The following is a 25,557-nucleotide window of genomic DNA, read 5'->3' on the forward strand; positions in this document are numbered from 1 at the left end:
TCCCGGCACGCCGCCGCCTTGCCAGAATGCCGATTCCGATCCACGCACTCCCTCGCCCACCATGAACCGTCACTGGCTTTCACAATACCCCGATGGCGTTGCACACGATGTGGCGCCGGAGCGTTACCGCTCGCTGGCGGCCTTGCTGGAGGAGTCGTTCAAACAGCACGCACGGGAGCCCGTCAGCGTGTGCATGGAACGCTGGATGACCTATGGCCAGCTCGATGAATACAGCAGCGCCCTGGGCGCCTGGCTTCAGGGGCGGGGACTGGCGCAGGGCGCACGCGTGGCCATCATGCTGCCCAATGTGCCCCAGTTCCTGGTGGCCATGGCCGCCGTGGTGCGCGCGGGCTACACCGTGGTCAACGTCAACCCGCTCTACACCGCGCGCGAGCTGGAACATCAGCTCAAGGATTCCGGTGCACAGGCCATCGTCATTCTCGAAAACTTCGCGCATACCCTTGAAGAGGTCATCGACCACACAGCGGTGCAGCACATCGTGGTGGCCAGCCTGGGCGACCTGCTGGGCTTCTGGTACGGTCGATGGCTGACGTTTGCGGTGCGCCACCTGGCCAAGATGGTGCCGGCCTACAAGCTGCCCCTCACCGGCGCGGTGGGTGCGCGCACCATCGTGTCGTTTCGTCAGGCATTGACCGACGGCTCGGCGCGCCACCTGCAGCCCAGCAGCGACACGCTCGACTCGGTGGCCTTTCTTCAATACACCGGTGGAACCACAGGTCTGTCCAAGGGCGCGGTGCTGTCCCACCGCAATGTGATCGCCGCCATCCTGCAGGCCGAAGCCTGGTTTTCGCCCGCGCTGCAGCGGGTGGGCGATCTGCGCCGGGTCAACGGCATCGCCGCGCTGCCGCTCTATCACATCTTTGCACTCACGCTGAGCTTGCTCTGCATCCGCTGGGGCGCGCACATGACGCTGATCCCCAATCCCCGAGACATTCCGAAGTTCGTGGAAACGCTCAAACGCCGGCCCTTCCATCTGCTGCCGGCCGTCAACACGCTGTTCAACGCCCTGCTGCAGAACCCCCAGTTCCGGCAACTCGACTTCTCCCAACTGGTGATGTCGCAGGCCGGGGGCATGGCCGCTTCCGAAGGCACCGCGCGGCAGTGGATGGCGGTGACCGGCTGCGCCATGATCGAAGGCTGGGGAATGAGCGAGACCTGCGCGATCGGCACCAACAACCCCGTGAATGCCCGAGAATTCAGCGGCACCATCGGGCTGCCGTTGCCGGGCATCGACATCGCCATCAAGGACGAAGCCGGCAACAGCCTTGCCCTGGGGGAAACCGGTGAAATCTGCATCCGGGGGCCCAACGTCATGCAGGGCTACTACAACCAGCCAGAGGAGACCGCGAACGCCTTCACGCCCGACGGCTTCATGCGCACCGGCGATGTGGGCGTGATGGACGAGCGCGGCTACACCCGCATCGTCGACCGGAAGAAGGACATGATCCTGGTCTCGGGTTTCAACGTCTTCCCCAGCGAACTGGAGAACACCATCTCGCTTTGCCCTGGCGTGCTGGAATGCGCAGCCATCGGCGTGGAAGACGACAAACAGGGCGAAGCGGTCAAGGTCTTTGTGGTTCGCTCCGACCCGAGCCTCAGAGAGGAAGACGTGGCGCGGTTCTGCCAGGACAACCTCACCGGCTACAAGCGCCCGCGCCACATCGAGTTCCGTGACGAACTGCCCAAGAGCAACGTCGGGAAAATACTGCGCCGAGCCCTGCGCACGCCCTCCCCGCACTGAGAGCAGTTCAAGGAACACATGCCGATATCCCGCTCATCCGCAGACCTGTCGCAAGCTGGCATCACCGTTCTGGAGCGCGGCTGGCTTTCATCCAACAACACACTGATCCAGGGCGATGGCCCCTCCACTCTGGTGGACTCTGGCTATGCCACCCACGCCGATCAGACCGTATCGCTGGTAAACGCCGCGCTTCAGGGGCGAGCGCTGGAGCAACTGCTCAACACCCATCTCCACAGCGACCACTGCGGTGGCAATGCGGCACTTCAGCGCGCCCATGCGTCACTCCAGACCTGGATACCACCGGGCCAGGCCGATGCCGTCCAGCAGTGGGACACCGTGGCGCTCACCTACGAGCCCACAGGCCAGGCATGCCCACGTTTCAGGCATGACAAGCTGTTGACACCTGGAACCTCCGTACAGATGGGCTCACTGCAGTGGGAAATACACGCCGCCAAAGGGCACGACCCCCATTCGGTCGTGCTCTTTCAACCGGCACTGGGGGTGCTGATCTCCGCCGACGCTCTATGGGAAAACGGCTTCGGCGTCGTATTTCCCGAACTCGAAGGCGACTCGGCCTTTGACGAAGTGGGCCAGACGCTCGACCTCATTGAGCGTCTGCGACCCGCCACCGTGATCCCGGGACACGGCGCCGTCTTTCACGACCTCGATGGCGCACTGCAACGGGCTCGAAGCCGCTTGAAGCAGTTCATCGCTCAGCCCGAAAAACACCGCCGCCACGCGCACAAGGTGCTGGTCAAGTTCAAGTTGCTCGAATGGCAACGCACCCACGTCGGCACCCTGCACGACTGGATCATGCAGACCTCCTACTTCGTGCGGGACTTGCCTGCCTCGCTCAAAAGCGACACGGCAGCCACCCAAGCGTGGCTCGACACCTTGCTCACGGAACTCGAACGCGCCCAGGCGCTGCGCCGCGAAGGCGATTGGGTCGTGAACCTCTGAGCCCTCATCACCGCACAGGCAACGGGTCGAGACCAACAAAAAAGCCCACGTTTCCGTGGGCTTCAATGACAAGCAAGTGCTTGGTTGGTTTGGTTGCGGAGGCAAGATTTGAACTTGCGACCTTTGGGTTATGAGCCCAACGAGCTACCAGGCTGCTCCACTCCGCGTCAAGCCTTATATTCTATCACGCCTTGTCGGCATCTGCCGAAGGCGCAGCGTCTTCTGCGCGATCCACCAGTTCGACCAGGGCCATCGGCGCGTTGTCGCCGACGCGGAAGCCCATCTTGAGAATGCGGGTGTAGCCACCGGGGCGGGCCTTGAAGCGCGGACCCAGTTCATCGAACAGCTTGACGACCACATCGCGGTCGCGCAGACGGTCGAAGGCCAGGCGGCGGTTGGCCACGGTAGGAACCTTGGCCAGGGTGATCATGGGCTCCACCACCCGGCGCAATTCCTTGGCCTTGGGCACCGTGGTCTTGATGACTTCGTGCGTGAGCAGCGAGTTCATCATGTTGCGAAGCATGGCGAGGCGGTGCTCGCTGGTGCGGTTGAGTTTGCGAAGTCCGTGTCCGTGACGCATGTTGATTTCCTTTCAGTGTTTTGCCCCCAGCCGTATCAGGTACTGGGGGTTCGTCAGACCGTTGAGTGTCTTCAGTGCTTGTCGAGGCCGGCGGGCGGCCAGTTTTCCAGCTTCATGCCCAAGGTCAGCCCGCGCGAGGCGAGCACTTCCTTGATCTCGTTGAGCGACTTGCGACCCAGGTTGGGGGTCTTGAGAAGCTCATTCTCGGTGCGCTGGATCAGGTCACCGATGTAGTAAATGTTCTCGGCCTTGAGGCAGTTGGCCGAACGCACAGTGAGTTCGAGTTCGTCCACAGGGCGCAGCAGAATCGGATCGAACTGTTGCGAACTGCGCTGGGCCGGCGCATCGAAGGCAGAGAGTTCCACGCCTTCGAGTTGCGCGAACACCGCGAGCTGTTCCACCAGGATCTTGGCCGAAGCGCGCACGGCTTCTTCCGGTCCGATCGAACCGTTGGTTTCGATCTCCAGCACAAGCTTGTCGAGGTCGGTGCGCTGCTCGACGCGGGCACTTTCCACGGTGTAGCTCACGCGCTTGACAGGCGAGAACGAAGCATCGAGAACGATGCGGCCAATGGAGCGGGCCTGATCGTCGTTGCGGCGCAGGCTTCCCGGCACATAGCCACGGCCTTTCTCGACCTTGATCTGCATGTCCAGTTTGGCACCGGCAGACAGCGTGGCGATCACGTGACCGGGATTGACGATCTCGACGTCGTGCGGCGTCTGGATGTCGGCGGCCGTGACCAGGCCTTCGCCGTCCTTGCGCAGGCTCAGCGTGACTTCATCGCGGTTGTGAAGCTTGAACACCACACCCTTGAGGTTCAGGAGCATGTTGACCACGTCTTCCTGGACGCCATCAATGGAGGAGTACTCGTGCACCACACCCGCGATGGTGACTTCGGTTGGCGCGTGGCCGGTCATGGACGACAGCAGGACCCGACGCAGGGCATTGCCCAACGTGTGGCCGTAGCCGCGCTCGAAGGGCTCGAGCGTGACTTTGGCGCGATTGGTCGACACTTGTTCGACGTTGATGGTCTTGGGCTTGAGCAGATTGTTCAGCATTCAAACTTCCTTCAGTACCCTCGGCTCGTTACACCGATAAGGCAGACGGAGCATGGCCCGGACACGCAGAAAGCGCGACCGGGAACGAAATTAACGGGAATACAGTTCGACGATCAGCGATTCATTCACGTCAGACGCGAACTCGTCACGATCGGGCGACTTCTTGAACACGCCCTCGACCTTGTCGACGGAGACATCGACCCAGGCGGGGAAGCCAATCTGCTTGGCCAGTTCCAGCGCCTCGATCACACGGCCCTGCTTCTTCGACTTCTCGCGCACGGCGATCACATCGCCTGCCTTGACCGAGTAGGAAGGAATGTTGACCGCTTTGCCGTTGACCGTGATGGCCTTGTGCGAGACGATCTGGCGAGCTTCGGCGCGGGTGGATGCGAATCCCATGCGGAACACGACGTTGTCCAGACGAGCTTCCAACAGGAACAGCAGGTTCGCACCGGTGTTGCCACGGCGACGGTCGGCTTCAGCGAAGTAGCGGCGAAACTGGCGCTCGAGCACGCCGTAGGTGCGCTTGACCTTCTGCTTCTCGCGCAGCTGCACACCGAAATCGGAGGTGCGCTGGCCCGAGGTGCGGCCGTGTTGGCCGGGCTTGGAGTCGAACTTGGCCTTGTCGCTGATGGAGCGGCGAGCGCTCTTGAGCAACAGGTCGGCGCCTTCGCGGCGGGAGAGTTTGGCCTTGGGGCCGAGGTAACGTGCCACTTTGGTTTCCTTGTATCACTGCCGCAACCTGTTGTTGCGGGAGCCACCTCGATGGGAGGGTGGCGGTGGGCTTAGCAAAAATGCCACCGCAGGCGACTGCGGTGGCGCTCGAAAAAAAGCTTTTGATTCTACCGCGTCAGCGGCCCGGCATCAGATGCGGCGGCGTTTCTGCGGACGGCAGCCGTTGTGCGGCACCGGCGTCACGTCGGAGATCGAGTTGATGCGAATGCCGAGGGCACCCAGTGCGCGCACCGAAGATTCGCGGCCGGGACCAGGTCCCTTGATCTCGACGTCCAGATTCTTGATGCCTTGTTCGATGGCGGCACGACCCGCCACTTCGGACGCCACCTGGGCCGCGAAGGGTGTCGACTTGCGCGAACCCTTGAAGCCCTGACCACCCGAAGAAGCCCACGACAAGGCGTTGCCCTGGCGATCGGTGATGGTGATGATGGTGTTGTTGAACGATGCGTGCACGTGCGCGATGCCGTCGGCAATGTTCTTGCGGACTTTCTTGCGGACGCGAGCGGATGCGCTGGTGGAGGGAGACTTGGCCATGAGGGTCCTTCTTACCGATTACTTCTTCAGCGACTGGGCGGCCTTGCGGGGACCCTTGCGCGTACGTGCATTGGTCTTCGTGCGTTGACCACGCAGCGGCAGACCCCGGCGATGACGGAAACCACGGTAGCAACCGATATCCATCAAGCGCTTGATGTTCATGGTGGTTTCACGGCGCAGGTCACCCTCGATCGTGAACACACCGACCTGATCGCGCACTTTTTCAAGCTCCGCGTCGCTCAGGTCCTTGATCTTCTTGGCGTAATCAATGCCACAGGCTTCGCAGATCTTGCGAGCGCGGGTGCGACCAATGCCAAAGATTGCCGTCAAGCCGATTTCGGCGTGCTTGTGCGGCGGAATGTTGATGCCTGCAATACGAGCCATGTTGGGTCCTCTGAACTAACCAATCAGCCTTGACGCTGCTTGTGACGCGGGTCGGTGCAAATGACTCGCACAACACCATGCCGCTTGATGATCTTACAGTTGCGGCACATTTTCTTGACCGAAGCCGAAACTCTCATAGTCTTCTCCTAGAAATTCCAAAAACATTCAACAGCTGACCACTCACTTCGAACGGAACACAATCCGCGCCCGCGTGAGGTCGTAGGGCGTAAGCTCCACTTTGACCTTGTCTCCCGGGAGGATGCGGATGTAGTGCATCCGCATCTTTCCGGAGATGTGCCCCAGAACCACATGACCGTTTTCGAGCTTCACCCTGAAGGTCGCATTCGGAAGGTTTTCGACGACCTCCCCCTGCATCTCGATCACGTCATCCTTGGCCATAAAACTTAATTGCCGAGGGAGGTTTTGAAGTTGGCCTTTTTCAGCAGCGACTCATATTGCTGCGACATCATGTAGTTCTGAACCTGGGCCATGAAGTCCATGGTGACCACCACAATGATCAACAGGGAGGTGCCGCCAAAATAGAACGGCACGTTGTACTCCAGGATCAGAAACTCGGGCAGCAGACAGACAGCGGTGATGTAAATCGCACCGGCCATTGTCAGCCGCAGAAGGATCTTGTCGATGTAGCGGGCCGTCTGGTCACCCGGACGAATGCCTGGAATGAACGCGCCACTTTTCTTCAGGTTGTCCGCCGTCTCACGGCTGTTGAATACCAGCGCCGTATAGAAGAAGCAGAAGAAGATGATGGCCGCCGCGTACAACGCCACATAGATCGGCTGTCCTGGCGACAACGCCGAAGCGATGTCACGGAGCCAGCGGGTGGAATCTCCGGTGCTCACCCAGCTCACCACCGTGGTGGGAAGCAGAATGATGCTGGAGGCAAAGATGGGCGGAATCACGCCCGCCATGTTCAGCTTGAGCGGCAGGTGCGAAGACTGACCACCATACACCTTGTTGCCCACCTGTCGGCGTGCGTAGTTCACCAGAATCTTGCGCTGACCCCGCTCGACGAACACCACGAAATAGGTGACCAGGATCACCAATGCGATGATGAAGATCGACACCAGGATGTTCATGGCGCCGGTTCGCACCAGCTCCAGCAAGCCACCCACGGCGCTGGGCAAACCGGCAGCGATGCCGGCAAAGATCAGGATGGATATCCCATTGCCCAGGCCTCGCTCGGTGATCTGCTCACCCAGCCACATCAGGAACATCGTGCCAGCCACCAGGCTCACCACGGCGGTCAGGCGGAATGCCATGCCCGGATCAATCACCAAGCCAGCCTGACCTTCGAGCGCAAGCGCGATGCCCATGGACTGGAAGATCGCCAAGCCGAGCGTGCCGTAGCGCGTGTACTGGGTGATCTTTCGACGACCGGCTTCGCCTTCTTTCTTCAACTGCTCGAACGTGGGCACCACGTAGGTCATGAGCTGCATGATGATCGAAGCCGAGATGTACGGCATGATCCCCAGCGCGAACACGGTGAAGCGAGACAGCGCACCGCCCGAGAACATGTTGAACAGACTCAGGATGCCGCCCTGCTGCCCCTGGAACAGGCGCTCCAGTTGAGCGGGGTCGATACCGGGCACAGGAATGTGCGCCCCAATGCGGTAGACCACCAATGCCAGCAACAGAAAGACGAGACGGCGACGCAGGTCACCGAACTTTCCGGTTTTGGCCAGGGACGTCGAACCAGTTGCCACAGAATGCTTCCGTTCGGGTCGGATCAGGCAGCCAGCGAGCCACCAGCGGCTTCAATGGCTTGCTTGGCGCCAGCAGTCGCCCCGATGTCCTTGAGGGTCACAGCGCGGGTGATTTCACCGGTCTTGACGACTTTCACGCGCTTGGCCAGGTGCGGCACCAGGCCAGCCTGCTTCAGCACGAGCATGTCGACTTCTGCGACTTCCAGTGCATTGAGGTCAGCCAGGGTCACTTCAGCGTTGTACTGCAGTTGCGCGGACTTGAAGCCACGCTTGGGCAGACGGCGTTGCAGCGGCATCTGCCCGCCTTCAAAGCCAACCTTGTGGTAGCCACCCGAACGCGACTTCTGGCCCTTGTGACCACGACCTGCGGTCTTGCCCAGTCCGGAGCCGATGCCGCGGCCGACACGGCGCTTGGCATGCTTGGAGCCTTCGGAAGGCTTGATGGTGTTGAGTTGCATGTCAGTGACTCCGATCAGACGATTTTGACCAGATAGCTGATCTTGTTGATCATGCCGCGCACGGCGGGCGTGTCCTGCAGCTCGCTGATGCTGTTGAGCTTGCGCAGGCCAAGGCCGCGAACGGTGTCGCGGTGCGACTGCTTGGTGCCAATGGGGCTGCGCACCAGTTGGACCTTGACGGTGTTTTGAGTGGTCATGATGGCTCCAATCAACCCACGATTTCTTCAACCGACTTGCCGCGTTTGGCGGCCACGTCGGCGGGGGTCGTCGAGTTCTTCAGCGCGTCCAGGGTGGCGCGCACGAGGTTGTAGGGATTGCTCGAACCATGGCTCTTGGCCACGACGTCGGTGATGCCCAGCACTTCAAAGACCGCGCGCATCGGGCCGCCAGCGATGATGCCGGTACCCTTGGCGGCCGGCAACATCATGACGTTGGAAGCGCCGTGCTCGCCATGCACGCTGTGATGCAGCGAACCGTTCTTGAGCGACACCTTGATCATGTTGCGGCGAGCCTGCTCCATGGCTTTCTGAACAGCCACCGGCACCTCACGCGCCTTGCCCTTGCCCATGCCGACGCGACCGTCGCCATCACCGACCACGGTGAGTGCAGCGAAACCGAGGATGCGGCCGCCCTTGACCACCTTGGTCACGCGGTTGATCGCGATCATCTTCTCGCGCAGGCCGTCTTCGTTCGCTTCGTTCTTGATGTTTGCCGTAAATTTAGCCATTTTAAGTATTCCGTTTGATCAGAACTGCAGACCGGCTTCACGGGCCGCATCTGCCAGGGCTTTCACCCGGCCGTGGTAGGCAAAACCGGAGCGGTCGAAGGCCACCTTTTCAATGCCAGCGGCTTTCGCCTTCTCGGCGATGCGCTTGCCCACGATGGCAGCGGCGGCGGCATTGCCACCCTTGCCGGCACCACCGATCTGGGCACGCACTTCGGCTTCGGCCGTCGAGGCAGATGCCAGCACCTTGGCGCCGTCGTCGGAAATGACGTTGGCGTAGATGTGCAGGTTGGTGCGGTTCACGGTCAGGCGCACGGCACCTTGCTGTGCAATGCGGATGCGCGTTTGACGCGCGCGGCGCAGACGTTGCTCTTTCTTGGTCAACATGATCCTGATCCTTATTTCTTCTTGGTTTCCTTGATCACGACCTTTTCATCCGCATAACGGATGCCCTTGCCCTTGTAGGGCTCGGGAGGGCGAACGGCTCGCACCTCGGAAGCGATCTGGCCCACGCGCTGACGGTCCGAACCTTTGATCACGATCTCGGTCGGCGTCGGCGTTTCCACCTTGATGCCGGCAGGCATGTCCATCACCACGGGGTGGGAGTAGCCGACCGTGAGGTTGAGCTTGGCGCCCTGAGCCTGGGCCTTGTAGCCCACACCCAGCAGAGTCAGCTTCTTCTCAAAGCCCTTGCTCACGCCATTGACCATGTTGTTGACCAGCTGACGCATGGTGCCCGACATGGCGTTGGCTTCGCGAGACTCGTCGGCGGGAACAAAGGTCAGCACGCCGCCCTTGTTTTCCACCTTGACCAGCGCGTTTTGCGCCACGGCCAGGGCACCCAGGGTGCCCTTGACATTGATCAGGTTGTCCTTGACGGCAACTTCCACCCCAGCAGGGACGGTGACCGGCAGTTTTCCAATACGTGACATTAAATTCTCCTCAATGCCCGCATCAGGCGACGTAACACAGGACTTCACCACCGACACCGGTGGCGCGCGCCTTGCGATCGGTCATCACGCCTTGGGGCGTCGTGACGATGGCCACACCCAGGCCGTTTTGAACCTGGGGGATGGCGTTGCGGCCGCGATAGACACGCAGACCAGGGCGGCTCACGCGCTCGATGCGCTCGATCACAGGACGGCCGGCGTAGTACTTGAGGGCAATCTCGAGTTCGTTCTTGCCATCGGTGCTCTTGACCTGGAATCCGTCGATATAACCCTCGTCCTTCAGGACCTGGGCAATTGCGGCCTTGACCTTGGAGGCCGGCATCGAAACGCTGGCCTTCTCGACCATCTGCGCGTTGCGGATGCGGGTCAACATGTCAGCGATAGGATCACTCATGCTCATTTGTGGTTCTCCTAGGGCTTACCAGCTGGCTTTGGTGATGCCGGGGATTTCACCGGCAAACGCCATTTCACGGACCTTGGCACGAGCCAGGCCGAAGTGGGCAAAGGTGCCGCGCGGACGACCGGTGATCTCGCAGCGGTTGCGCTGGCGGGTCGGGTTCGCGTTCCGAGGCAGCTTTTGCAGACCCAGGCGGGCCGCATCGCGCTCTTCGTCGCTCTTCTTGGCGTCGTTGGCGGTTGCCTTCAACTCGGTGTATTTCTTGGCGAACTTGGCTGCGAGCTTTTCGCGCTTGAGTTCACGTTGCAGTAGTGCTTGTTTAGCCACGCGCCACCTCAGTTCTTGAACGGAAAACGGAAACCGGCCAGAAGAGCCTTGCACTCTTCGTCGTTCTTGGCGGTCGTCGTGATGCTGATATTGAGACCGCGCAAGGCGTCAACCTTGTCGTACTCGATCTCGGGGAAGATGATCTGCTCCTTGACGCCGACGTTGTAGTTGCCGCGGCCATCGAACGAGCGACCAGAGATGCCACGGAAGTCGCGCACGCGGGGCAACGCAACCGTGACGAAGCGGTCCAGGAATTCGTACATGCGGGCGCCGCGCAGTGTCACCATGCAGCCAATGGCTTGCTGTTCGCGGATCTTGAAACCCGCGATGGCCTTGCGGGCCTTGGTCACCACCGGCTTCTGACCAGCGATCTTGGTCAGGTCACCCACAGCGTTGTCCATGACCTTCTTGTCGGCCACGGCTTCGCTCACACCCATGTTGAGCGTGATCTTGGTGATGCGGGGCACTTCCATCGTCGACTTGTAGCCGAACTTCTTCATGAGGTCCGGAGCGATGGTGTCGCGGAAAACTTCTTGCAAACGTGCCATGGTCATGCCACCTTGATTTCTTCGCCGCTGGACTTGAAGACGCGCACTTTCTTGCCGTCAGCCAGGAGCTTGATGCCCACGCGATCCGCCTTGCCGGTGGCGCCATTGAAGATGGCGACGTTGGACTGGTGAATGGGCATGGTCTTTTCGATGATGCCGCCGGTCTCGCCCTTGGCGGGATTTGGCTTGGCGTGCTTTTTGACGATGTTCACGCCCTCGACCACCACGCGATCCTCGCTGCTGCGCAGCACAACTTTGCCGCGCTTGCCCTTGTCGCGCCCAGCGATCACGATGACTTCATCGCCACTACGAATCTTGTTCATGATGATTCCTCAGAGAACCTCAGGTGCCAGCGACACGATCTTCATGAACTTCTCGGTGCGCAGCTCGCGCGTGACCGGTCCGAAGATGCGGGTGCCGATGGGCTCCAGCTTGGCGTTGAGCAACACAGCTGCGTTGCCGTCGAATTTGATCAGGGCGCCATCCTGGCGGCGGATGCCCTTGGCGGTGCGCACCACCACAGCGTTGTAAACCTCGCCCTTTTTGACGCGGCCACGGGGCGCTGCTTCCTTGATGGTGACTTTGATGACGTCGCCCACGCTGGCGTAACGGCGCTTGGAGCCGCCGAGCACCTTGATGCACATCACGGACTTGGCACCCGTGTTGTCGGCAACATCGAGTCGAGATTGCGTTTGAATCATTTGATTTAAGTCCCAACTTGAATCCCTCCAGCCACCACGGCCGGAAGTGATCAGTCTTGGGCCCGTCGTTCAAGGCCTGGCCGGCAGATCGCCGGATCAGACCCCTTTCGGTGGGCAGATTGCTCTTCGCCTTTTCAAGCGAAGCCGCATAGTATGGCACGGTTTGCCGTTGGCGTCAATCGACTGGCAGGTATTGTTGGCACAAGGCCTGAAAAGCTGCCAGTTCGGGGGCTGTTCCGAGTTCCTCTGCCAGGATGGCCGCCACCGCCGGGGCCATGCGGGCAGCCTCTCGCGCATCCAGGAACAGCGCCCGCCAGCGTCGGGCCAGGACGTCCTCCACGGTCTGGGCGAACTCATTTCGCGCAGCGTGGCGCACCATGGCCTCGCTCAAACCCATACCCAGCAGGTTGCCGAGCCCCGGGCATTTCTGCACGTCGACCCATTCTGAGCCATACAGATGCGGGCCCGGAGCGGCATGCAAGGGCGTGGGCGACCAGCCAGTGAGCCCTGCACCAAGCAAGCGGTGGGTGGCACTGTTGCTGCCGGGCCGGCGAGGCAGCAATTGGCTGGCGAAGCAGCGCTCCAGCACATCTTCGGCCATGGCGCGGTAGGTGGTCCATTTGCCACCGGTGACGGTGACCAACCCATTGGGATCGACCACGATGGTGTGCTCACGCGACAGCGCCTGCGTGCCGCCGTCGGCAGGAGCGGGCGCCGCCACCAGCGGCCTCAGGCCGACCCACAGGCTGCGGATGTCGGCTCGACGCACCGGCCGGCTGAGGGCCTGGCCCGCCTCCGCAAGGATGAATTCGAGCTCTTCGGCAAAGGCGTCGGGCTCACGTGGAAGGTCTTTGCGCGGGGTGTCGGTGGTACCGAGCACCAGTTTGCCCAGCCAGGGCACGGCGAACAGTACCCGGCCGTCACGCGTGCGCGGCACGAGCAGGGCATGACCGCCGGGCATGAAGTCGCGGTCCACCACCACGTGCACACCCTGGCTGGGACTGACCATGTGAGACGACTCGCCGGGGGCGGCTGCGAGCGGTTGTGTGCGGTCGCGCAGCGCGTCCACCCAGACGCCGGTGGCATTGACCACGCAGCGTGCGCGCAGTGCAAAACCGGTGCCGGTGCGCCGGTCTGTCACGTCCAGCGTGGAGAGCCTCTGCGGCCCTTCGGGCGCCTGGCGCACGGCCGTGACTTCGGCATAGTTCAGCACCCGGGCACCCGCCGCTTCAGCGCTGCGGGCCAGCGCCAGCGCAAGGCGGGCGTCGTCAAACTGACCATCCCAGTATTTGACGCCGCCGCGCAGACCTGCAGGGTTCACACCGGGCAACGCCGCGATCGCCTGCTGGCGATTCAGGAATTCGGTGCGACCCAGGCCCGCGCCGCCGGCGAGCAGGTCATAGAGCTTGAGGCCAAGGCCGTAGAACGGGGTCTGCCACCAGCGGTAGGAAGGCATGACAAACGGCAGCGGCTGCGCCAGGTGCGGCGCAATGCGCAACACCGTGGCGCGTTCGGCCAGCGCCTCGCGCACCAGCGCGAGGTTGCCTTGCGCGAGGTAGCGCACGCCGCCGTGCAGCAATTTGGTGGAGCGGGACGAAGTTCCGCCAGCGAAATCGTGCGACTCCAGCAACACCACCGAGAAACCGCGCAGCGCTGCGTCGAGCGCCACCCCCAGCCCGGTGGCGCCACCACCCACGATGGCCAGATCCACGATGCCGGGACGGGACACAGATTCAATCAACAGTTTGCGATTCAGGGTGACCATGCATTTCGATACTACACTTATTATGTTCGTTTATATTCGTTTTGGTTCGGTATTTACCCTCGGAAGGCGAAAAGAAATTTCCGTTATGTTCGATGTCAGCCCCGACCGCCCCATGACATGAACCTCAATCCCAGACACACCCAGCTGCTCGACGAAGTGCGTGCGCACGGCCCGCAGACCATCGAAGTCCTGGCGGAGCGCTTCGGTGTCACCCTGCAGACCGTGCGCCGCGACGTGCAGCGGCTGGCCGAGGCTGGCCTGCTGTCGCGTTTTCACGGGGGCGTGCGCCAGCCGGGCTCGACCACCGAAAACATCGCCTACCGCCAGCGCCAGGCCATGCAATCGGATGCCAAGACCCGCATCGCCCGCGCCGTGGCGCAGCGCGTGCCCAACGGCTGTTCGCTGATCATGAACATCGGCACCACCATCGAGGCCGTGGCGCGCGAACTGCACCAGCACCGTGGCCTGCGCGTCATCACCAACAACCTGCACATCGCATCGCTCATGAGCACCCACGCGGACTGCGAAGTGATCGTGGCGGGAGGCCAGGTGCGCAGCGCCGACCAGGGCATCGTGGGCGAGGCCACGGTGGATTTCATGCGGCAGTTCAAGGTCGACATCGGCCTGATCGGCATCAGCGGCATCGAGGCCGACGGCACGCTGCGCGACTTCGACTACCGCGAGGTGAAGGTTGCGCGCACCATCGTCGAGCAGTCGCGAGAGGTGTGGCTGGCCGCCGACCACAGCAAGTTCAACCGCCCGGCCATGGTGGAACTGGCGAGGCTGGACGACCTGGACGTGGTGTTTACCGACCTGCCGCCGCCCCCGCCTTTCGACGAGCTGCTGGCGCTGGGCAATGTCGAATGCGTGATCGCCAGCATCGGCACCGAACACGTCTGACTCCCCCGCCCCATCCAGAGAACCGAGATGACCTACCTGCTGGCCCTTGATCAGGGCACCTCCAGTTCGCGCAGCATTGTGTTCGACCAGGCGGGCCGCCTGGTGACCATGGCACAAAACGAGTTTGCCCAGATCTACCCGCAGCCCGGCTGGGTGGAACACAACCCGCTGGACCTCTGGCAGACGCAGCTGGAAACCGCGCGCAAGGCACTCCAGCAGGCCAAGCTGCGCGCCGACCAGGTTCGGGCGGTGGGCATCACCAACCAGCGCGAAACGACCCTGGTGTGGAACCGCCAGACCGGGCAGCCCGTCTACAACGCCATCGTCTGGCAGGACCGCCGGGGCGAGGCCACCTGCGCGGCGCTGCGCGAACAGGGCCACGAAGACACCATACGGCAGAAGACCGGCCTGCGCATCGACGCCTATTTCTCCGGCACCAAACTCAAGTGGATTCTTGACAACGTACCCGACGCCCGCGCGCAGGCCGAGCGCGGCGAACTCGCCTTTGGCACGGTGGACACCTGGCTGATCTGGCAACTCACGGGCGGCGAACGTCATGTCACAGACCACAGCAACGCAGCTCGCACCCTGCTTTTCAACGTACACAGCCGCCAGTGGGACGAAGAGCTCATGGCCCTGCTCGGCATACCGCCGAGCCTGATGCCTGAGACCCAGCCTTCCAGCGCTTCGTTCGGTCGCATGAAGGCCGAGTGGCTGGGAGTACCACTGGAGATCGGCGGCGTGGCGGGAGATCAGCAGAGCGCGTTGTTTGGCCAGGCGTGCTTCCAGGCCGGCATGGCCAAGAACACGTATGGCACCGGCTGCTTCATGCTCATGCACACCGGGGAACGGTTCCAGATCAGCGAGAACGGGCTGATCACCACGGCAACCGCCCAGCGCCAGGGTGCTCCCCAGTACGCGCTGGAAGGCAGCGTGTTCATCGGCGGCGCAGTGGTGCAGTGGCTGCGCGACGGCTTGCGCGCGATTGAAGCCAGCAGCGAAGTCCAGGCCCTGGCCGAGAGCGTGAAGGATGCGGGAGGCGTGGTGCTGGTGCCGGCTTTCACCGGCCTGGGCGCCCCCTACTGGCAGCCAGACGCCCGCGGCAGCATCACCGGCATCACGCGCGGCACCACCATGGCCCACATCGCGCGCGCGGCGCTGGAGAGCATCGCCTTTCAGAGTGCGGCCCTGCTCGAAGCCATGAGCCGCGACGCAGTCGCCGCCGGTGGCGTGCCTGTGAGCGAACTGCGGGTGGACGGCGGCGCCTGCGTGAACGACTTGCTGATGCAGTTCCAGGCCGACCTGCTGGGCATCCCAGTGGTTCGCCCCGAGGTGATCGAGACCACCGCGCTGGGCGCTGCCTACCTGGCCGGCCTGCACGCGGGCGTGTACAGCGGTACGGATGAACTCGCCGCCCAGTGGCGTGCCGAGCGGACCTTCGAACCCCGCATGCCACAGGAAGAGGTCCGGGAGAAGATGGCGCAGTGGGAACGGGCCGTGAGGCAGAGCACCCGACAATAGCCGCATGAACGTACCCACCATCACCTTCATCGGCGGCGGCAACATGGCCAGCGCCATCGTCGGCGGCCTGCTGCGCCAGGGCCATCCGGCGGCAGCGCTGCAGATCGTCGAGCCCTTCGACGAGCAACGCGCGCGCCTGGCCCCACAGTTCCCCGGCGTGGCCGTGCTGGCCCACAGCAGCGGTCTCCCGAAGACGTCTGACCTCGCCGTCTGGGCGGTGAAACCGCAAACCTTCAAGGACGCCGCACTCGCCAGCCAGCCATTTCTGGTGGGCGCGCTGCACCTGAGCGTGGCCGCCGGCATCACCAGCGACAGCATCGCAGCCTGGCTCAACACGCAACGCATCGTGCGCGCCATGCCCAACACGCCTGCGCTCGTGGGCCTGGGAATGACGGGCCTGTTCGCCCGCAAAGGTGCCAGCGAGGCCGACCGCACACTGGTGGAGACCGTGGTGAAGACGACCGGAGAACTGGTGTGGGTGGACGCCGAAGCCCAGCTCGACGCGGTCACTGCCATCTCCGGCTCCGGCCCGGCCTATGTGTTCTATTTTCTCGAAGCCATGCGCGACGCCGGCGCCCGCATGGGCCTGCCTCCCGAGGTGGCTTACCAGCTCGCGGTGGGCACTTTCGTGGGAGCGGCCACGCTGGCCCAGCGCTCCGAAGATCCGCCGCAGACGCTGCGCGAACGCGTCACGTCCAAAGGCGGCACCACGTATGCGGCACTGACCTCCATGGAAACGGCGGGAGTCAAGGCGAAGTTCGAAGAGGCGCTGTTCGCTGCGCAAAAACGCGCCGCAGAGCTGGGCCGCGAGTTTGGAGACTGAAGGTCTGGGCGGCAGACGGTCTGCGGCTGCAACGCGTGGCAAAGAGGCCCACTTCGACGCCTTCTGCTGTGCAAGCTCCTAGACCAGCCCGAAAACCACGCCCGCGAACACGGTGAGCCCGAGCCAGTGGTTCAACCGAAAGGCCTTGAAGCAGCCCTCGCGCGTGCGGTCCTTGATGAGCCAGAGGTGCCAGCCCACCTGGGCCAGCGCCAAGGCCAGCATGGCGCCCCACACCCCCGGGTTCACCCGCGACCACAGCGCCGCCGTCCAGGCCGCCAGGAACATCAGGTAGAACGCGGTGATGGCCGGCACATCGTAGCGGCCCAGCGTGATGGCCGAAGTCTTCATGCCGATGCGCAGGTCGTCGTCCCGGTCGACCATGGCGTATTCGGTGTCGTAGGCCAGCACCCAGAACAGGTTGCCTGCCAGCAGCACCCAGGCCAGCGGCGGCACATGCGACTGCACCGCCGCGAAGGCCATGGGCACGCCGAAACTGAAGGCCACACCCAGCACGGCCTGCGGCATGGAGATATAGCGTTTGGCATAGGGGTAGATCAGCGTGATCGCCAGTGCGGCAAACGACATCAGCACGGTGGGCGTGTTGGTGGTCAGCACCAGCGCAAAGGCCACCAGCGCCAGCACCGCACCCAGCGCCAGCGCTTCGCGCACCGAGACCTTGCCCGAGGTGATCGGGCGCTGCGCGGTGCGTTTGACGTGTCTGTCGAACTCCCGATCGGCCACGTCATTCACGCAGCAGCCCGCGCTGCGCATGAGGATGGTGCCGAGCACGAACACCAACAGCAGGTGCCACCCGGGGAACCCGCCGGCCGCCACCCAAAGCGCCGACAGCGACGGCCAAAGCAGCAACAGCCACCCTGCGGGACGGTTCCAGCGGATCAGGTCGAGGTATAGAGCAGAGCGAGTGGGCAAGGGAGAAGTCAAGGCGGCCGACATGTGGGTCTCAGAGAGCGAAGTCTTGTTCCAGAAATACCGCGGCTACAGCTGGGCCGGTCCGCGGATATTGCCCCCCCCCGCAGGGGGTGGCGCGAAGCTCCGCAGGGGTGGGTCACTCTTCCAAGAGCGAGCGCAGCATCCAGGCGGTCTGCTCGTGCACTGTGAGGCGCTGGGTCAGCAGGTCGGCGGTGGGTTCGTCGCCCGCCTTGTCGGCCAGGGAGAACAACCCACGCGCTGTGCGCGCCACTGCCTCGTGGCCTTGCACGAGGATGCGCACCATTTCCAGCGCCTTGGGCGGCGAGGCCGGCGCATCGGGCACCGACGCCAGCTTGCCGAACTGCGCGTAGGAACCGGGCGCCGGATGACCCAGCGAGCGGATGCGCTCGGCAATCGGGTCCACCGCGCCCCACAGTTCGGTGTACTGGGTCATGAACATCGCGTGCAGCGTGTTGAACATGGGGCCCGTCACATTCCAGTGGAAATTGTGCGTGGTCAGGTAAAGCGTGTAGGTGTCGGCCAGCAGGTGAGACAGGCCTTTGGCGATGGCGGCGCGGTCTTTCTCGCCAATGCCGATGTTGATCGCGGGGGCAGCAGGGATTTTTGCGGGGGATTTGGCCATGCGGGTACTCCTGAAGATGGGGAAAGAAACAACCAAGTTTAGGCAGCGCTTCAAGAAAGCCGTTTGACGCCGGGCAACTCGCACGCATAAATGGCGTTGCGCAATTCGGCGATGGCTTCGTAGCGCGTGAAGCTTCGCCGCCAGGCGAGCACCACGCGCCGCGTGGGCGCTTCGCCCTTGAATGGCAGGTAGCGGACATAGGACGAATCGCCGAAGTCCTGGCCAGGTCGGGCGGCACCGTCCAGCGCCGAGCTGGGCACCGACAGGCGCGGCACCAGCGTCACGCCCATGCCGGCGGCCACCATGTGTTTGATGGTTTCGAGCGAAGAACCCTCGAAACTCTTGCGGATGCCCTCGGTGTCGTTGGAAAAGCGCGCGAACTCCGGGCAGACCTCGAGCACGTGGTCGCGGAAGCAATGGCCGGTGCCCAGCAGCAGCATGGTTTCGCGCTTGAGCTCTTCGTTGGTGATGTGGCTCTGGTGCGCCAACGGGTGCGTGTGCGGCACGGCGGCCATGAAGGGCTCATCGTAGAGAGGAGCGATGGCCAGGTTGGTGTCGGGAAACGGTTCGGCCAGGATGGCGCAGTCGATCTCGCCCAGGCGCAACTGCTCCAGCAGCTTGACGGTGAAGTTCTCCTGCAGCATCAGCGGCATTTGCGGTGTGCGATCAATGACATTGCGCACCAGATCGGGCAGCAGGTAGGGGCCGATGGTGTAGATCACGCCCAGCCGCAGCGGCCCGGCCAGCGGGTCCTTGCCGCGCTTGGCGATTTCCTTGATCGACGCGGCCTGTTCCAGCACCGTCTGTGCCTGCCGCACGATCTCCTCGCCCAGCGGCGTCACGCTGATCTCGGTTGCATTGCGCTCGAAGATCTTGAGCTCAAGTTCCTCTTCCAGCTTCTTGATCGCCACGGACAGCGTGGGTTGCGACACGAAGCAGGCCTCGGCTGCCTTGCCGAAGTGCCGCTCGCGCGCGACCGCGACGATGTACTTGAGTTCGGTGAGCGTCATGGGATCGTATTTTGCGCCTGCGGGGCCAACACTCAGGCTTTGAGGAATTCCGCCTTGCCTCCCAGCCAGCGCGCGATGTGTTTTTCGGCCAGCGCCGGGTGCTGCGCCAGCATCTGCGGCGCAGCCCGACGCGCCCACTCCAGCAGGTGGGTGTCGGTGGCAAGGTCGGCGAAGCGCAGCAGGGGCGCGCCGGACTGCCGCGCTCCCAGAAACTCACCGGGGCCGCGAATCTCCAGGTCGCGGCGGGCGATCTCGAAACCGTCGCTGGTCTCGGCCATGGCCTTGAGGCGCTCGCGCGCGGTCTCGCCCAGGCGCCCGCCGTCGGGCGGTGTGTAGAGCAGCACACAGGCCGACGCGGCCGCGCCGCGCCCCACCCGACCACGCAACTGGTGCAACTGGCTCAGGCCGAAACGTTCGGCATGCTCGATCACCATCAGCGAGGCATTGGGCACATCCACCCCGACCTCAATCACCGTGGTGGACACCAGCACCCCCATCTGGCCGTCGGTGAAGAGCGACATCACCGCCCTCTTCTCGTTCGCTGGCATGCGCGAGTGCAGCAGGCCGACGAGCACGCCGGGCAGAGCTTCGCCAAGCTCAGCATGCGTGGCGGTCGCGTTCGACAGATCCAGCGCCTCGCTCTCTTCGATCAGTGGGCAGACCCAATACACCTGGCGTCCCTGTGCGAGCTGGCTTCGGATGCGCTCAATCACTTCAGCGCGACGGCTGTCGGCCACCACCTTGGTGACGACGGGTGTGCGACCGGGCGGTAGCTCGTCGATGGTGGAGACGTCAAGGTCGGCGTAGTAGCTCATGGCCAGGGTTCTCGGAATGGGTGTGGCCGTCATCATGAGCATGTGAGGCTCCTGGGTGGAGGCTTCGACAAGCTCAGCCCGAACGGGGCCTTCCTCCGCCCGCCCTGAGCCTTTCCCCGTTTTCCCTGAGCCGTCCTCAGCTCGCCCTGAGCCGTCCTCCGCTCGCCCTGAGCCGTCCTCCGCTCGCCCTGAGCCTGTCGAAGGGCCCGCCTCACCGGCGCCCATCTTTCCCCGCAGCGCCAGCCGCTGCGCCACGCCGAAACGGTGTTGCTCGTCGATGATGGCCAGACCCAGACGCTGGAACTGCACCTGATCCTGAATGACCGCGTGCGTCCCCACCACCAGCGCGGCTTCGCCGCTGGCCACCAAGGCCAGCATCTCGCCGCGCTGCTTCTTTTTCTGGCTGCCGGTGAGCCATGCCACCCGCTTGCCCAGCGGTGCCAGCAAAGGTTCGAGCCAGCCAATGAGTTTGGTGAAGTGCTGTTGCGCCAGGATCTCGGTGGGCGCCATCAGCGCACACTGCCAACCGGCGTCGATGGCGGCCGCGGCGGCGAGCGCGGCCACCACGGTCTTGCCAGAGCCCACGTCGCCCTGCAGCAGTCGGTGCATGGGCACCCGCCTCGCCAGGTCGTGCGCGATCTCTTCCACCACGCGGCGCTGGGCAGCGGTCAGGCTGAACGGCAACACGTTCAGCAGCTGCTCGTGCAAACCACCCGGCCGCGCGTGCAGCGCCGGCGCACGCAAGCGGGCGCGCTCCCGCCTGGCAGTGGTTTGCGAAAGCTGCTGGGCCAGCAGCTCTTCGGCCTTGAGACGCTGCCAGGCGGGGTGGCTGCGGTCCTCCAGGGCATCGAGCGAGACGTCGGGGCCCGGGTGGTGCAGGTAGCGCAGCGATTCGCGCAGGCCCCAGGTGGTGCGCACCACGCCCTGCAGCCCCGACAGCAACTCGGGTGGCAGTGTCTCGCCGAGATCCGCGCGGGTCAGGCCACTGGCCACAGCCTTGCGAAGGTAAGCCTGCGGCAACTGAGCGCTGGTGGGGTAGACCGGCGTGAGCGCATCGGGCAGCTCGCCGCCAGCGGCATGAAATGCAGGATGCACCATGGTCCAGCCCAGAAAGCCGCCGCGCAACTCGCCGCGCACGCGCACCCGAGCACCCACCGACAGGGCTTTCTGGTGCGTCGGGTAGAAGGTGAAGAAACGCAGGGTGCAGGTGTCGCTGCCGTCATCCAGTGTCACCAGCAGTTGCCGGCGCGGCCGGTTGCTCACTTCGCTGCGGGTGATGGTGCCCTCGATCTGTGCAAGTTGCCCGTCGCGCGCATCGCGCAGCCGCACGATGCGGGTCTCGTCCTCGTAGCGCAACGGCAGGTGCAGCGCCAGGTCGATGTCGCGCACCAGACCGAGTTTGCGCAACGCCTTCTGTGGGGCAGAGAGCGGCTTGCGTTCGGTGGCGGCTTCGGGCATGGGACAATTCTGCCCGGTTCCTTCCACCTTCCTTTCTTTCACTTGGCACGGGCCTTGTTCGGCCCTCAAGCAGCATGAACGCTTCTTCCCTCCTGAATGCGCCGCGCGAATTCACTGTCGCGGACTTCGATTTCCAACTCCCTTCCGACCTGATCGCCCAGCACCCCGCCGCCGAACGCAGCGCCTCGCGCCTGCTCGACGGCAGCGCCAGCGTGCCGGTGGACCGCATCTTCCGCGACCTGCCTCTGCTGCTGAACAAAGGCGACCTGCTGGTGTTCAACGACACGCAGGTCGTCAAGGCACGCCTGTTCGGCCAGAAATCCTCGGGTGGTCAGCTGGAAATGCTGATCGAACGTGTGCTGCTGCCGCACGAGGCGAGCGACGGCTCGGCGCATGAGGTGGTCGCGCACCTGCGGGTGAGCAAGAAACCCCAGCCTGGTGGTCGACTGCACATGGCCGGTGGCTTGAAGGGCGGTGGGTTCGATGCGATCTTTCTCGGCCGCTGGCCCGACGAGCAGGGGCAGTTGTTCCGCTTCGGCCTGCATGGACCGGCGAGCGAAACGCCCTACGAACTCATGGCGCGCCATGGTCATGTTCCGCTGCCACCCTACATCGAACACGCAGACGGCGCCGACGACGAGCGCCGCTACCAGACCGTGTTTGCCCGCGTTCCGGGTGCGGTGGCTGCGCCCACCGCGGCGCTGCATTTCGACGAGGCGCTGCTCGCAGCACTGCAGGCGCGCGGCGTGCAACGCGCCAGCGTCACGCTGCACGTGGGTGCGGGCACCTTTGCACCCATGAAGACCGAGCGCATTGCCGACCACGTGATGCACCACGAGCGCTACGCCATCCCGCCCGAGACGTTGCAGGCGGTGGCCGACTGCCGGGCGCGCGGTGGTCGCGTGGTGGCGGTGGGCACCACCACCGTGCGCACGCTGGAAAGCTGGGCGCGCTCTGGCGAAGCTCAGGGCGACACCAACATCTTCATCACGCCCGGTTTCGACTTCCGCGTGGTGGACCAGCTGGTCACGAACTTCCACCTGCCCCAGTCCACACTGATGATGCTGGTAAGCGCCTTTGCCGGGTTTGATGCCATTCGCGCGCTATATGCCCACGCCATAGCGCAGCGCTACCGCTTCTTCAGCTACGGTGACGCCATGCTGCTGCAACGCGCATGAAGCCCGCCATGCGCCTGGTCTTCCTCGCTCTGCTGACGCTGCTGCTCACCCGCGCAGCCCTGGCGGCGAACCCACTCTACGCGCCCCAGGCCACCTGCGACGGCCATCCAGGCATCTCGCTGAAATTGCCCGAAGGGTGGTGCGCCGGCCTTGTGGCCGATGCGCGAGACGGCCTGCGCATGCCTCGCCGCATTCTCGCGGTGGGTCCCGGTCGCTTCTGGATCGTCGACATGGGCAACTGGGAACCTCGGCGTGGCCGCCTGCTGGAGTTGCGCACCGACATCGCGCGCGGTCAGCCAGGGCGCGTGCGCGTGCTGGCCTCGGGCCTGGACCGCCCGCATGGGCTGGCCAAAGGACCCGATGGTCGCCTCTACATCGGCGAAGCCGCCACCGTCTGGCGCACACCGCTGGGCGAAACCGTGCAGCGGCAGGACGTGATCACCGGCCTGCCCTCGGGCGGTGCCCATCCGCTGAAGGAACTGGCTTTTCTGCCCGATGGCCGGCTGCTGATCAACGTCGGCTCCGAGACCGATGCCTGCCGCAACGATGCACAGCAGCAGCCGCTGCCTTGCCCCGAGTCCGCCGGCCCCAAACCGCGCGGCGCCGTGTACGTGGCGAGTTTCGGTGGGCCCGATGGCGCTCTGAAAACGCTGCGACCTCTCGCCACCGGTCTGCGCAACTCCCTCGGCCTGGCCAGCACCACCGCGAGCGACGGCACGCTTCGTCTGTGGCAGGCCGAGAACTCGGTCGACTACACCGATGCAGCGCTTCCCGCCGAGGAATTGAACGAGTTGAAGGACGGCGCTTCCTACGGCTGGCCCTACTGCGTGAGCGATGCGAAGGGCCGCGCCGTGCCCGCGCGTGGCTACGAGGAGCGGGTGCGGTGCCGAGCCCACTCCACGGCCCACGCGGCCTGGCCGGCGCACGTCGCGCCGCTGCAACTGCTCACCGCACCCTCCACCCTCACCGACGGCCCGTTCGCCGGTCGCCTGCTTGCCGTGTGGCACGGCTACCGCACCGGTGGCCACCGCATCGTGGCCTGGGCGCTAGATGCTCACGGGCGGCCCACCGGTGCGCGCGAAGACCTGGTCAGCGGCTGGCACGCGCTGCCTGGGGTGCGCCCGCTGGGCAATCCGGCGGGCGCCACCTTCGATGGCGACGGTCGGCTCTGGATCGTCGAAGACCGCAACCGCAGCGTGATCGTGATCGCACCCACACCATGAGCGCATTGAAGACACTGGTCCTCGGCGGCTACGGCAATTTCGGCGCACGCATCGCGCGCGCACTGGCGAAGGAACCCGGCATCGATCTGGTGGTGGGTGGGCGCGACCTTTTGCGCGCTGCTGCGTTTGCGGCCGGACTGGGCGGCGGAGCGCAGCCCCTGAGGGTCGATGCCACCCGCCCGAGCCTGGCAGACACCCTGCAAGCCAACGGCTTTGGTCTGGTGATCCACACCGCAGGTCCGTTCCAGGCGCAGGGCCATGGCGTGGCGATCGCTTGCGCCGCCGCGGGCTGGCAGGCGATCCACAGCGTGGACATCTGCATTGCCCCCGCGCAATCGGCACCGCGCGGCGTGGCCACGCTGGCTGGCGTGCTCAGCTATTGCGGCGCGCCGGTGTCGGTATGGCAGGAAGGCCGCTGGCAGCCACGAACCGGTTGGGCGCAACCCGAACCGGTGCGCTTCGCCCGTTTGAACCCCCGGCTCGGCGCGCTGTGCGATGTGCCCGACCTCGCGATCTTCCCCGAGCGCTACCGCGTGCGGGACAGGGTGATGTTCCGCGCCGCGCTGGAGGTGGGGTTGTCACAGCGCGCCTTTGCCTGGATCGCCGCAGCGCGCAGCAAGGGCTGGTTGTTCCGCCCTGAAAAACTCGCCAGGCTGCTCGCACGGTTGCTCGCGCAGGGCCACCCCTTGCCGGTCGGCGCACACACCGCCACCGGCCTGCTCCCGCTGGCGTCGTTCGCGCCAGAGTTCGCGCGCTGGGGCATGGTCACCGACGAAGCATGAGGCAACCCCCATGAACAACCACGCGCTGCTGCGCTGGAGCCTCGTCGAAGTTTGGCTTGCCACCGGTCTGGTGAGCCTCTGGGAATGGCAGGGGCAGAGCCTGGCCCTGCTGGCCCCCCTGGAAACGCCCCATGACTGGGTCAAGCCGGTGCTGATCGGCACCGGTGCGGGCGTGGACATCGTTCTCGCGATCTGGCTGGCTTGTCGCCCCAGCCGCCCTGCCTTTGCCGCAGCGCTGGCCGCCATGGTCGGAATGACCGCGCTGGCCACCTGGATCCAACCCGGCTGGTGGCTGCATCCGCTGGGCCCGCTCACCAAAAACCTGCCCATTGCAGCCATCCTTCTGGTGCTCCTGCGCAGCCCCAAGGAAACTCGATGAACACCTACCTCCTGTTGAAGTGGCTGCATGTGGTTTCCAGCGTCGTGCTCGTGGGCACCGGCCTGTTGTGGCTGCCCGTGGTCTGGCTGCAATGGCGCATGGCCACCATGGCCGCCCAGGCAGTTCAAGCCGGCAACGAACTGCCCGCCGCCTACTGGCACTTCGCGCGTTGGTGGGAACGGTTGGGCTACCCTGCCTTCTCGGCCATGCTGCTGGTGTTCGTACTCATGGTGTTCAAGCCCACCTTCGGGATTTGAACACCCGCCATCCCTTCCATCGTCACCCACA

At 64.2% G+C, this 25,557-nt stretch carries 33 protein-coding genes and 1 tRNA gene; 10 read left to right on the top strand and 24 right to left on the bottom strand.

What is annotated here, in order from left to right; translation table 11 throughout:
* Positions 1-61: 61 nt before the first annotated feature.
* Entirely contained in the window at positions 62-1,762 is a 1,701-nt protein-coding gene (locus AB7F11_RS12935) for an AMP-binding protein (RefSeq protein WP_428289082.1), read from the top strand.
* A gap of 18 nt (positions 1,763-1,780) precedes the next feature.
* Entirely contained in the window at positions 1,781-2,722 is a 942-nt protein-coding gene (locus AB7F11_RS12940) for an MBL fold metallo-hydrolase (protein ID WP_428289081.1), read from the top strand.
* A gap of 90 nt (positions 2,723-2,812) precedes the next feature.
* Here AB7F11_RS12940 and AB7F11_RS12945 read toward each other — a convergent pair.
* The 20 genes from AB7F11_RS12945 to AB7F11_RS13040 all read right to left on the bottom strand — a co-directional run bounded on the left by AB7F11_RS12945 (position 2,813) and on the right by AB7F11_RS13040 (position 13,607).
* A tRNA-Met gene (locus AB7F11_RS12945) sits at positions 2,813-2,889 on the bottom strand.
* Between the two features lie 17 nt (positions 2,890-2,906).
* Positions 2,907-3,302: a 50S ribosomal protein L17 gene (rplQ, locus tag AB7F11_RS12950; protein WP_428289080.1), complete on the bottom strand. Its 396-nt coding sequence runs from the start codon at positions 3,300-3,302 to the stop codon at positions 2,907-2,909.
* Positions 3,303-3,373: 71 nt separating this feature from the next.
* Entirely contained in the window at positions 3,374-4,360 is a 987-nt protein-coding gene (locus AB7F11_RS12955; protein ID WP_086122381.1) for a DNA-directed RNA polymerase subunit alpha, read from the bottom strand.
* A 90-nt stretch (positions 4,361-4,450) separates the two neighbouring features.
* Positions 4,451-5,074, bottom strand: a complete 624-nt coding sequence (rpsD, locus tag AB7F11_RS12960; protein WP_428289079.1) for a 30S ribosomal protein S4 — start codon at positions 5,072-5,074, stop codon at positions 4,451-4,453.
* A 150-nt stretch (positions 5,075-5,224) separates the two neighbouring features.
* The gene (gene rpsK, locus AB7F11_RS12965; RefSeq protein WP_056268973.1) at positions 5,225-5,629 is read right to left on the bottom strand and encodes a 30S ribosomal protein S11; all 405 of its coding nucleotides are present in this window, start codon (positions 5,627-5,629) and stop codon (positions 5,225-5,227) included.
* 18 nt (positions 5,630-5,647) lie between these two features.
* Positions 5,648-6,013: a 30S ribosomal protein S13 gene (gene rpsM, locus AB7F11_RS12970; protein WP_428289078.1), complete on the bottom strand. Its 366-nt coding sequence runs from the start codon at positions 6,011-6,013 to the stop codon at positions 5,648-5,650.
* A gap of 23 nt (positions 6,014-6,036) precedes the next feature.
* Positions 6,037-6,150: a 50S ribosomal protein L36 gene (gene rpmJ, locus AB7F11_RS12975; RefSeq protein ID WP_009514917.1), complete on the bottom strand. Its 114-nt coding sequence runs from the start codon at positions 6,148-6,150 to the stop codon at positions 6,037-6,039.
* A gap of 43 nt (positions 6,151-6,193) precedes the next feature.
* Positions 6,194-6,412, bottom strand: a complete 219-nt coding sequence (gene infA / locus AB7F11_RS12980) for a translation initiation factor IF-1 (RefSeq protein WP_066267877.1) — start codon at positions 6,410-6,412, stop codon at positions 6,194-6,196.
* A gap of 5 nt (positions 6,413-6,417) precedes the next feature.
* On the bottom strand, positions 6,418-7,737 hold the full coding sequence (gene secY / locus AB7F11_RS12985) for a preprotein translocase subunit SecY (protein ID WP_428289077.1): 1,320 nt from the start codon (positions 7,735-7,737) through the stop codon (positions 6,418-6,420).
* Positions 7,738-7,760: 23 nt separating this feature from the next.
* Positions 7,761-8,195 (bottom strand): 50S ribosomal protein L15, encoded by a 435-nt coding sequence (gene rplO, locus AB7F11_RS12990; RefSeq protein ID WP_428289076.1) that lies wholly within the window; start codon positions 8,193-8,195, stop codon positions 7,761-7,763.
* Between the two features lie 14 nt (positions 8,196-8,209).
* Positions 8,210-8,392, bottom strand: coding sequence for a 50S ribosomal protein L30 (gene rpmD, locus AB7F11_RS12995; RefSeq protein ID WP_086122376.1), 183 nt, complete (start codon positions 8,390-8,392; stop codon positions 8,210-8,212).
* 11 nt (positions 8,393-8,403) lie between these two features.
* Complete coding sequence (gene rpsE / locus AB7F11_RS13000; RefSeq protein WP_086122375.1) at positions 8,404-8,922, bottom strand: 30S ribosomal protein S5; 519 nt, start codon at positions 8,920-8,922, stop codon at positions 8,404-8,406.
* A gap of 18 nt (positions 8,923-8,940) precedes the next feature.
* Positions 8,941-9,306 carry a 50S ribosomal protein L18 gene (gene rplR, locus AB7F11_RS13005; RefSeq protein ID WP_428289075.1) on the bottom strand — a complete coding sequence of 122 codons (366 nt, stop codon included), beginning with the start codon at positions 9,304-9,306 and terminating at the stop codon, positions 8,941-8,943.
* Positions 9,307-9,317: 11 nt separating this feature from the next.
* Complete coding sequence (rplF, locus tag AB7F11_RS13010; protein WP_428289074.1) at positions 9,318-9,851, bottom strand: 50S ribosomal protein L6; 534 nt, start codon at positions 9,849-9,851, stop codon at positions 9,318-9,320.
* 22 nt (positions 9,852-9,873) lie between these two features.
* Positions 9,874-10,269, bottom strand: coding sequence for a 30S ribosomal protein S8 (gene rpsH / locus AB7F11_RS13015; protein ID WP_086122372.1), 396 nt, complete (start codon positions 10,267-10,269; stop codon positions 9,874-9,876).
* Positions 10,270-10,287: 18 nt separating this feature from the next.
* Complete coding sequence (gene rpsN / locus AB7F11_RS13020; protein WP_428289073.1) at positions 10,288-10,593, bottom strand: 30S ribosomal protein S14; 306 nt, start codon at positions 10,591-10,593, stop codon at positions 10,288-10,290.
* 8 nt (positions 10,594-10,601) lie between these two features.
* Complete coding sequence (rplE, locus tag AB7F11_RS13025) at positions 10,602-11,141, bottom strand: 50S ribosomal protein L5 (RefSeq protein WP_297396180.1); 540 nt, start codon at positions 11,139-11,141, stop codon at positions 10,602-10,604.
* 2 nt (positions 11,142-11,143) lie between these two features.
* A complete protein-coding gene (gene rplX / locus AB7F11_RS13030; RefSeq protein ID WP_428289072.1) occupies positions 11,144-11,464 on the bottom strand; it encodes a 50S ribosomal protein L24 in 321 nt (106 codons plus the stop codon).
* 9 nt (positions 11,465-11,473) lie between these two features.
* On the bottom strand, positions 11,474-11,842 hold the full coding sequence (rplN, locus tag AB7F11_RS13035; protein ID WP_056268999.1) for a 50S ribosomal protein L14: 369 nt from the start codon (positions 11,840-11,842) through the stop codon (positions 11,474-11,476).
* 175 nt (positions 11,843-12,017) lie between these two features.
* Complete coding sequence (locus AB7F11_RS13040) at positions 12,018-13,607, bottom strand: glycerol-3-phosphate dehydrogenase/oxidase (protein ID WP_428289071.1); 1,590 nt, start codon at positions 13,605-13,607, stop codon at positions 12,018-12,020.
* Positions 13,608-13,724: 117 nt separating this feature from the next.
* Here AB7F11_RS13040 and AB7F11_RS13045 point away from each other — a divergent pair, with 117 nt between their 5' ends.
* Genes AB7F11_RS13045 through proC form a run of 3 tightly spaced genes read left to right on the top strand, consistent with a single transcriptional unit; the run spans position 13,725 to position 16,851 of the window.
* Entirely contained in the window at positions 13,725-14,507 is a 783-nt protein-coding gene (locus AB7F11_RS13045; protein WP_428289070.1) for a DeoR/GlpR family DNA-binding transcription regulator, read from the top strand.
* 27 nt (positions 14,508-14,534) lie between these two features.
* Entirely contained in the window at positions 14,535-16,028 is a 1,494-nt protein-coding gene (gene glpK, locus AB7F11_RS13050; protein WP_428289069.1) for a glycerol kinase GlpK, read from the top strand.
* Between the two features lie 4 nt (positions 16,029-16,032).
* Positions 16,033-16,851 carry a pyrroline-5-carboxylate reductase gene (gene proC / locus AB7F11_RS13055; RefSeq protein ID WP_428289068.1) on the top strand — a complete coding sequence of 273 codons (819 nt, stop codon included), beginning with the start codon at positions 16,033-16,035 and terminating at the stop codon, positions 16,849-16,851.
* A 78-nt stretch (positions 16,852-16,929) separates the two neighbouring features.
* On the opposite strand, the gene ubiA is transcribed toward proC, so the two are convergent.
* The 4 genes from ubiA to recG form a co-directional block, all read right to left on the bottom strand.
* A complete protein-coding gene (gene ubiA, locus AB7F11_RS13060) occupies positions 16,930-17,805 on the bottom strand; it encodes a 4-hydroxybenzoate octaprenyltransferase (protein WP_428300015.1) in 876 nt (291 codons plus the stop codon).
* 112 nt (positions 17,806-17,917) lie between these two features.
* A complete protein-coding gene (locus AB7F11_RS13065) occupies positions 17,918-18,424 on the bottom strand; it encodes a Dps family protein (protein WP_428289066.1) in 507 nt (168 codons plus the stop codon).
* Between the two features lie 50 nt (positions 18,425-18,474).
* Positions 18,475-19,434: a hydrogen peroxide-inducible genes activator gene (locus AB7F11_RS13070; RefSeq protein ID WP_428289065.1), complete on the bottom strand. Its 960-nt coding sequence runs from the start codon at positions 19,432-19,434 to the stop codon at positions 18,475-18,477.
* A gap of 32 nt (positions 19,435-19,466) precedes the next feature.
* Positions 19,467-21,707, bottom strand: a complete 2,241-nt coding sequence (gene recG, locus AB7F11_RS13075; protein WP_428289064.1) for an ATP-dependent DNA helicase RecG — start codon at positions 21,705-21,707, stop codon at positions 19,467-19,469.
* A gap of 74 nt (positions 21,708-21,781) precedes the next feature.
* Between recG and queA the strand changes: the two genes are divergently transcribed.
* The 5 genes from queA to AB7F11_RS13100 are packed head-to-tail and all read left to right on the top strand — an operon-like array spanning position 21,782 to position 25,526.
* Positions 21,782-22,885: a tRNA preQ1(34) S-adenosylmethionine ribosyltransferase-isomerase QueA gene (gene queA, locus AB7F11_RS13080; RefSeq protein WP_428289063.1), complete on the top strand. Its 1,104-nt coding sequence runs from the start codon at positions 21,782-21,784 to the stop codon at positions 22,883-22,885.
* On the top strand, positions 22,882-24,108 hold the full coding sequence (locus AB7F11_RS13085) for a PQQ-dependent sugar dehydrogenase (protein WP_428300014.1): 1,227 nt from the start codon (positions 22,882-22,884) through the stop codon (positions 24,106-24,108). Before queA ends, AB7F11_RS13085 begins: the two co-directional genes overlap by 4 nt.
* Complete coding sequence (locus AB7F11_RS13090) at positions 24,105-24,890, top strand: saccharopine dehydrogenase NADP-binding domain-containing protein (protein ID WP_428289061.1); 786 nt, start codon at positions 24,105-24,107, stop codon at positions 24,888-24,890. Before AB7F11_RS13085 ends, AB7F11_RS13090 begins: the two co-directional genes overlap by 4 nt.
* 10 nt (positions 24,891-24,900) lie before the next feature.
* A complete protein-coding gene (locus tag AB7F11_RS13095; RefSeq protein WP_428289060.1) occupies positions 24,901-25,269 on the top strand; it encodes a DoxX-like family protein in 369 nt (122 codons plus the stop codon).
* Positions 25,266-25,526: a DUF2269 family protein gene (locus AB7F11_RS13100; protein ID WP_428289059.1), complete on the top strand. Its 261-nt coding sequence runs from the start codon at positions 25,266-25,268 to the stop codon at positions 25,524-25,526. The genes AB7F11_RS13095 and AB7F11_RS13100 overlap by 4 nt, the downstream gene beginning before the upstream one ends.
* Positions 25,527-25,557: the final 31 nt, after the last annotated feature.

Source organism: Hydrogenophaga sp. (assembly GCF_050250835.1).
GTDB lineage: Bacteria > Pseudomonadota > Gammaproteobacteria > Burkholderiales > Burkholderiaceae_C > Hydrogenophaga.

Coding starts and splice junctions, on each gene's coding strand:
- AB7F11_RS12935 (WP_428289082.1), top strand. CDS start 62: ATGAACCGTCACTGGCTTTCACAATACCCCGATGGCGTTGCACACGAT.
- AB7F11_RS12940 (WP_428289081.1), top strand. CDS start 1,781: ATGCCGATATCCCGCTCATCCGCAGACCTGTCGCAAGCTGGCATCACC.
- rplQ (WP_428289080.1), bottom strand. CDS start 3,302: ATGCGTCACGGACACGGACTTCGCAAACTCAACCGCACCAGCGAGCAC.
- AB7F11_RS12955 (WP_086122381.1), bottom strand. CDS start 4,360: ATGCTGAACAATCTGCTCAAGCCCAAGACCATCAACGTCGAACAAGTG.
- rpsK (WP_056268973.1), bottom strand. CDS start 5,629: ATGGCCAAGTCTCCCTCCACCAGCGCATCCGCTCGCGTCCGCAAGAAA.
- rpsM (WP_428289078.1), bottom strand. CDS start 6,013: ATGGCTCGTATTGCAGGCATCAACATTCCGCCGCACAAGCACGCCGAA.
- rpmJ (WP_009514917.1), bottom strand. CDS start 6,150: ATGAGAGTTTCGGCTTCGGTCAAGAAAATGTGCCGCAACTGTAAGATC.
- infA (WP_066267877.1), bottom strand. CDS start 6,412: ATGGCCAAGGATGACGTGATCGAGATGCAGGGGGAGGTCGTCGAAAAC.
- rplO (WP_428289076.1), bottom strand. CDS start 8,195: ATGCAACTCAACACCATCAAGCCTTCCGAAGGCTCCAAGCATGCCAAG.
- rpmD (WP_086122376.1), bottom strand. CDS start 8,392: ATGACCACTCAAAACACCGTCAAGGTCCAACTGGTGCGCAGCCCCATT.
- rpsE (WP_086122375.1), bottom strand. CDS start 8,922: ATGGCTAAATTTACGGCAAACATCAAGAACGAAGCGAACGAAGACGGC.
- rplR (WP_428289075.1), bottom strand. CDS start 9,306: ATGTTGACCAAGAAAGAGCAACGTCTGCGCCGCGCGCGTCAAACGCGC.
- rplF (WP_428289074.1), bottom strand. CDS start 9,851: ATGTCACGTATTGGAAAACTGCCGGTCACCGTCCCTGCTGGGGTGGAA.
- rpsH (WP_086122372.1), bottom strand. CDS start 10,269: ATGAGCATGAGTGATCCTATCGCTGACATGTTGACCCGCATCCGCAAC.
- rplE (WP_297396180.1), bottom strand. CDS start 11,141: ATGGCACGTTTGCAAGAAGTTTTCCGCGACACCATCGCTCCGGACCTC.
- rplX (WP_428289072.1), bottom strand. CDS start 11,464: ATGAACAAGATTCGTAGTGGCGATGAAGTCATCGTGATCGCTGGGCGC.
- rplN (WP_056268999.1), bottom strand. CDS start 11,842: ATGATTCAAACGCAATCTCGACTCGATGTTGCCGACAACACGGGTGCC.
- AB7F11_RS13040 (WP_428289071.1), bottom strand. CDS start 13,607: ATGGTCACCCTGAATCGCAAACTGTTGATTGAATCTGTGTCCCGTCCC.
- AB7F11_RS13045 (WP_428289070.1), top strand. CDS start 13,725: ATGAACCTCAATCCCAGACACACCCAGCTGCTCGACGAAGTGCGTGCG.
- glpK (WP_428289069.1), top strand. CDS start 14,535: ATGACCTACCTGCTGGCCCTTGATCAGGGCACCTCCAGTTCGCGCAGC.
- proC (WP_428289068.1), top strand. CDS start 16,033: ATGAACGTACCCACCATCACCTTCATCGGCGGCGGCAACATGGCCAGC.
- ubiA (WP_428300015.1), bottom strand. CDS start 17,805: ATGTCGGCCGCCTTGACTTCTCCCTTGCCCACTCGCTCTGCTCTATAC.
- AB7F11_RS13065 (WP_428289066.1), bottom strand. CDS start 18,424: ATGGCCAAATCCCCCGCAAAAATCCCTGCTGCCCCCGCGATCAACATC.
- AB7F11_RS13070 (WP_428289065.1), bottom strand. CDS start 19,434: ATGACGCTCACCGAACTCAAGTACATCGTCGCGGTCGCGCGCGAGCGG.
- recG (WP_428289064.1), bottom strand. CDS start 21,707: ATGCCCGAAGCCGCCACCGAACGCAAGCCGCTCTCTGCCCCACAGAAG.
- queA (WP_428289063.1), top strand. CDS start 21,782: ATGAACGCTTCTTCCCTCCTGAATGCGCCGCGCGAATTCACTGTCGCG.
- AB7F11_RS13085 (WP_428300014.1), top strand. CDS start 22,882: ATGAAGCCCGCCATGCGCCTGGTCTTCCTCGCTCTGCTGACGCTGCTG.
- AB7F11_RS13090 (WP_428289061.1), top strand. CDS start 24,105: ATGAGCGCATTGAAGACACTGGTCCTCGGCGGCTACGGCAATTTCGGC.
- AB7F11_RS13095 (WP_428289060.1), top strand. CDS start 24,901: ATGAACAACCACGCGCTGCTGCGCTGGAGCCTCGTCGAAGTTTGGCTT.
- AB7F11_RS13100 (WP_428289059.1), top strand. CDS start 25,266: ATGAACACCTACCTCCTGTTGAAGTGGCTGCATGTGGTTTCCAGCGTC.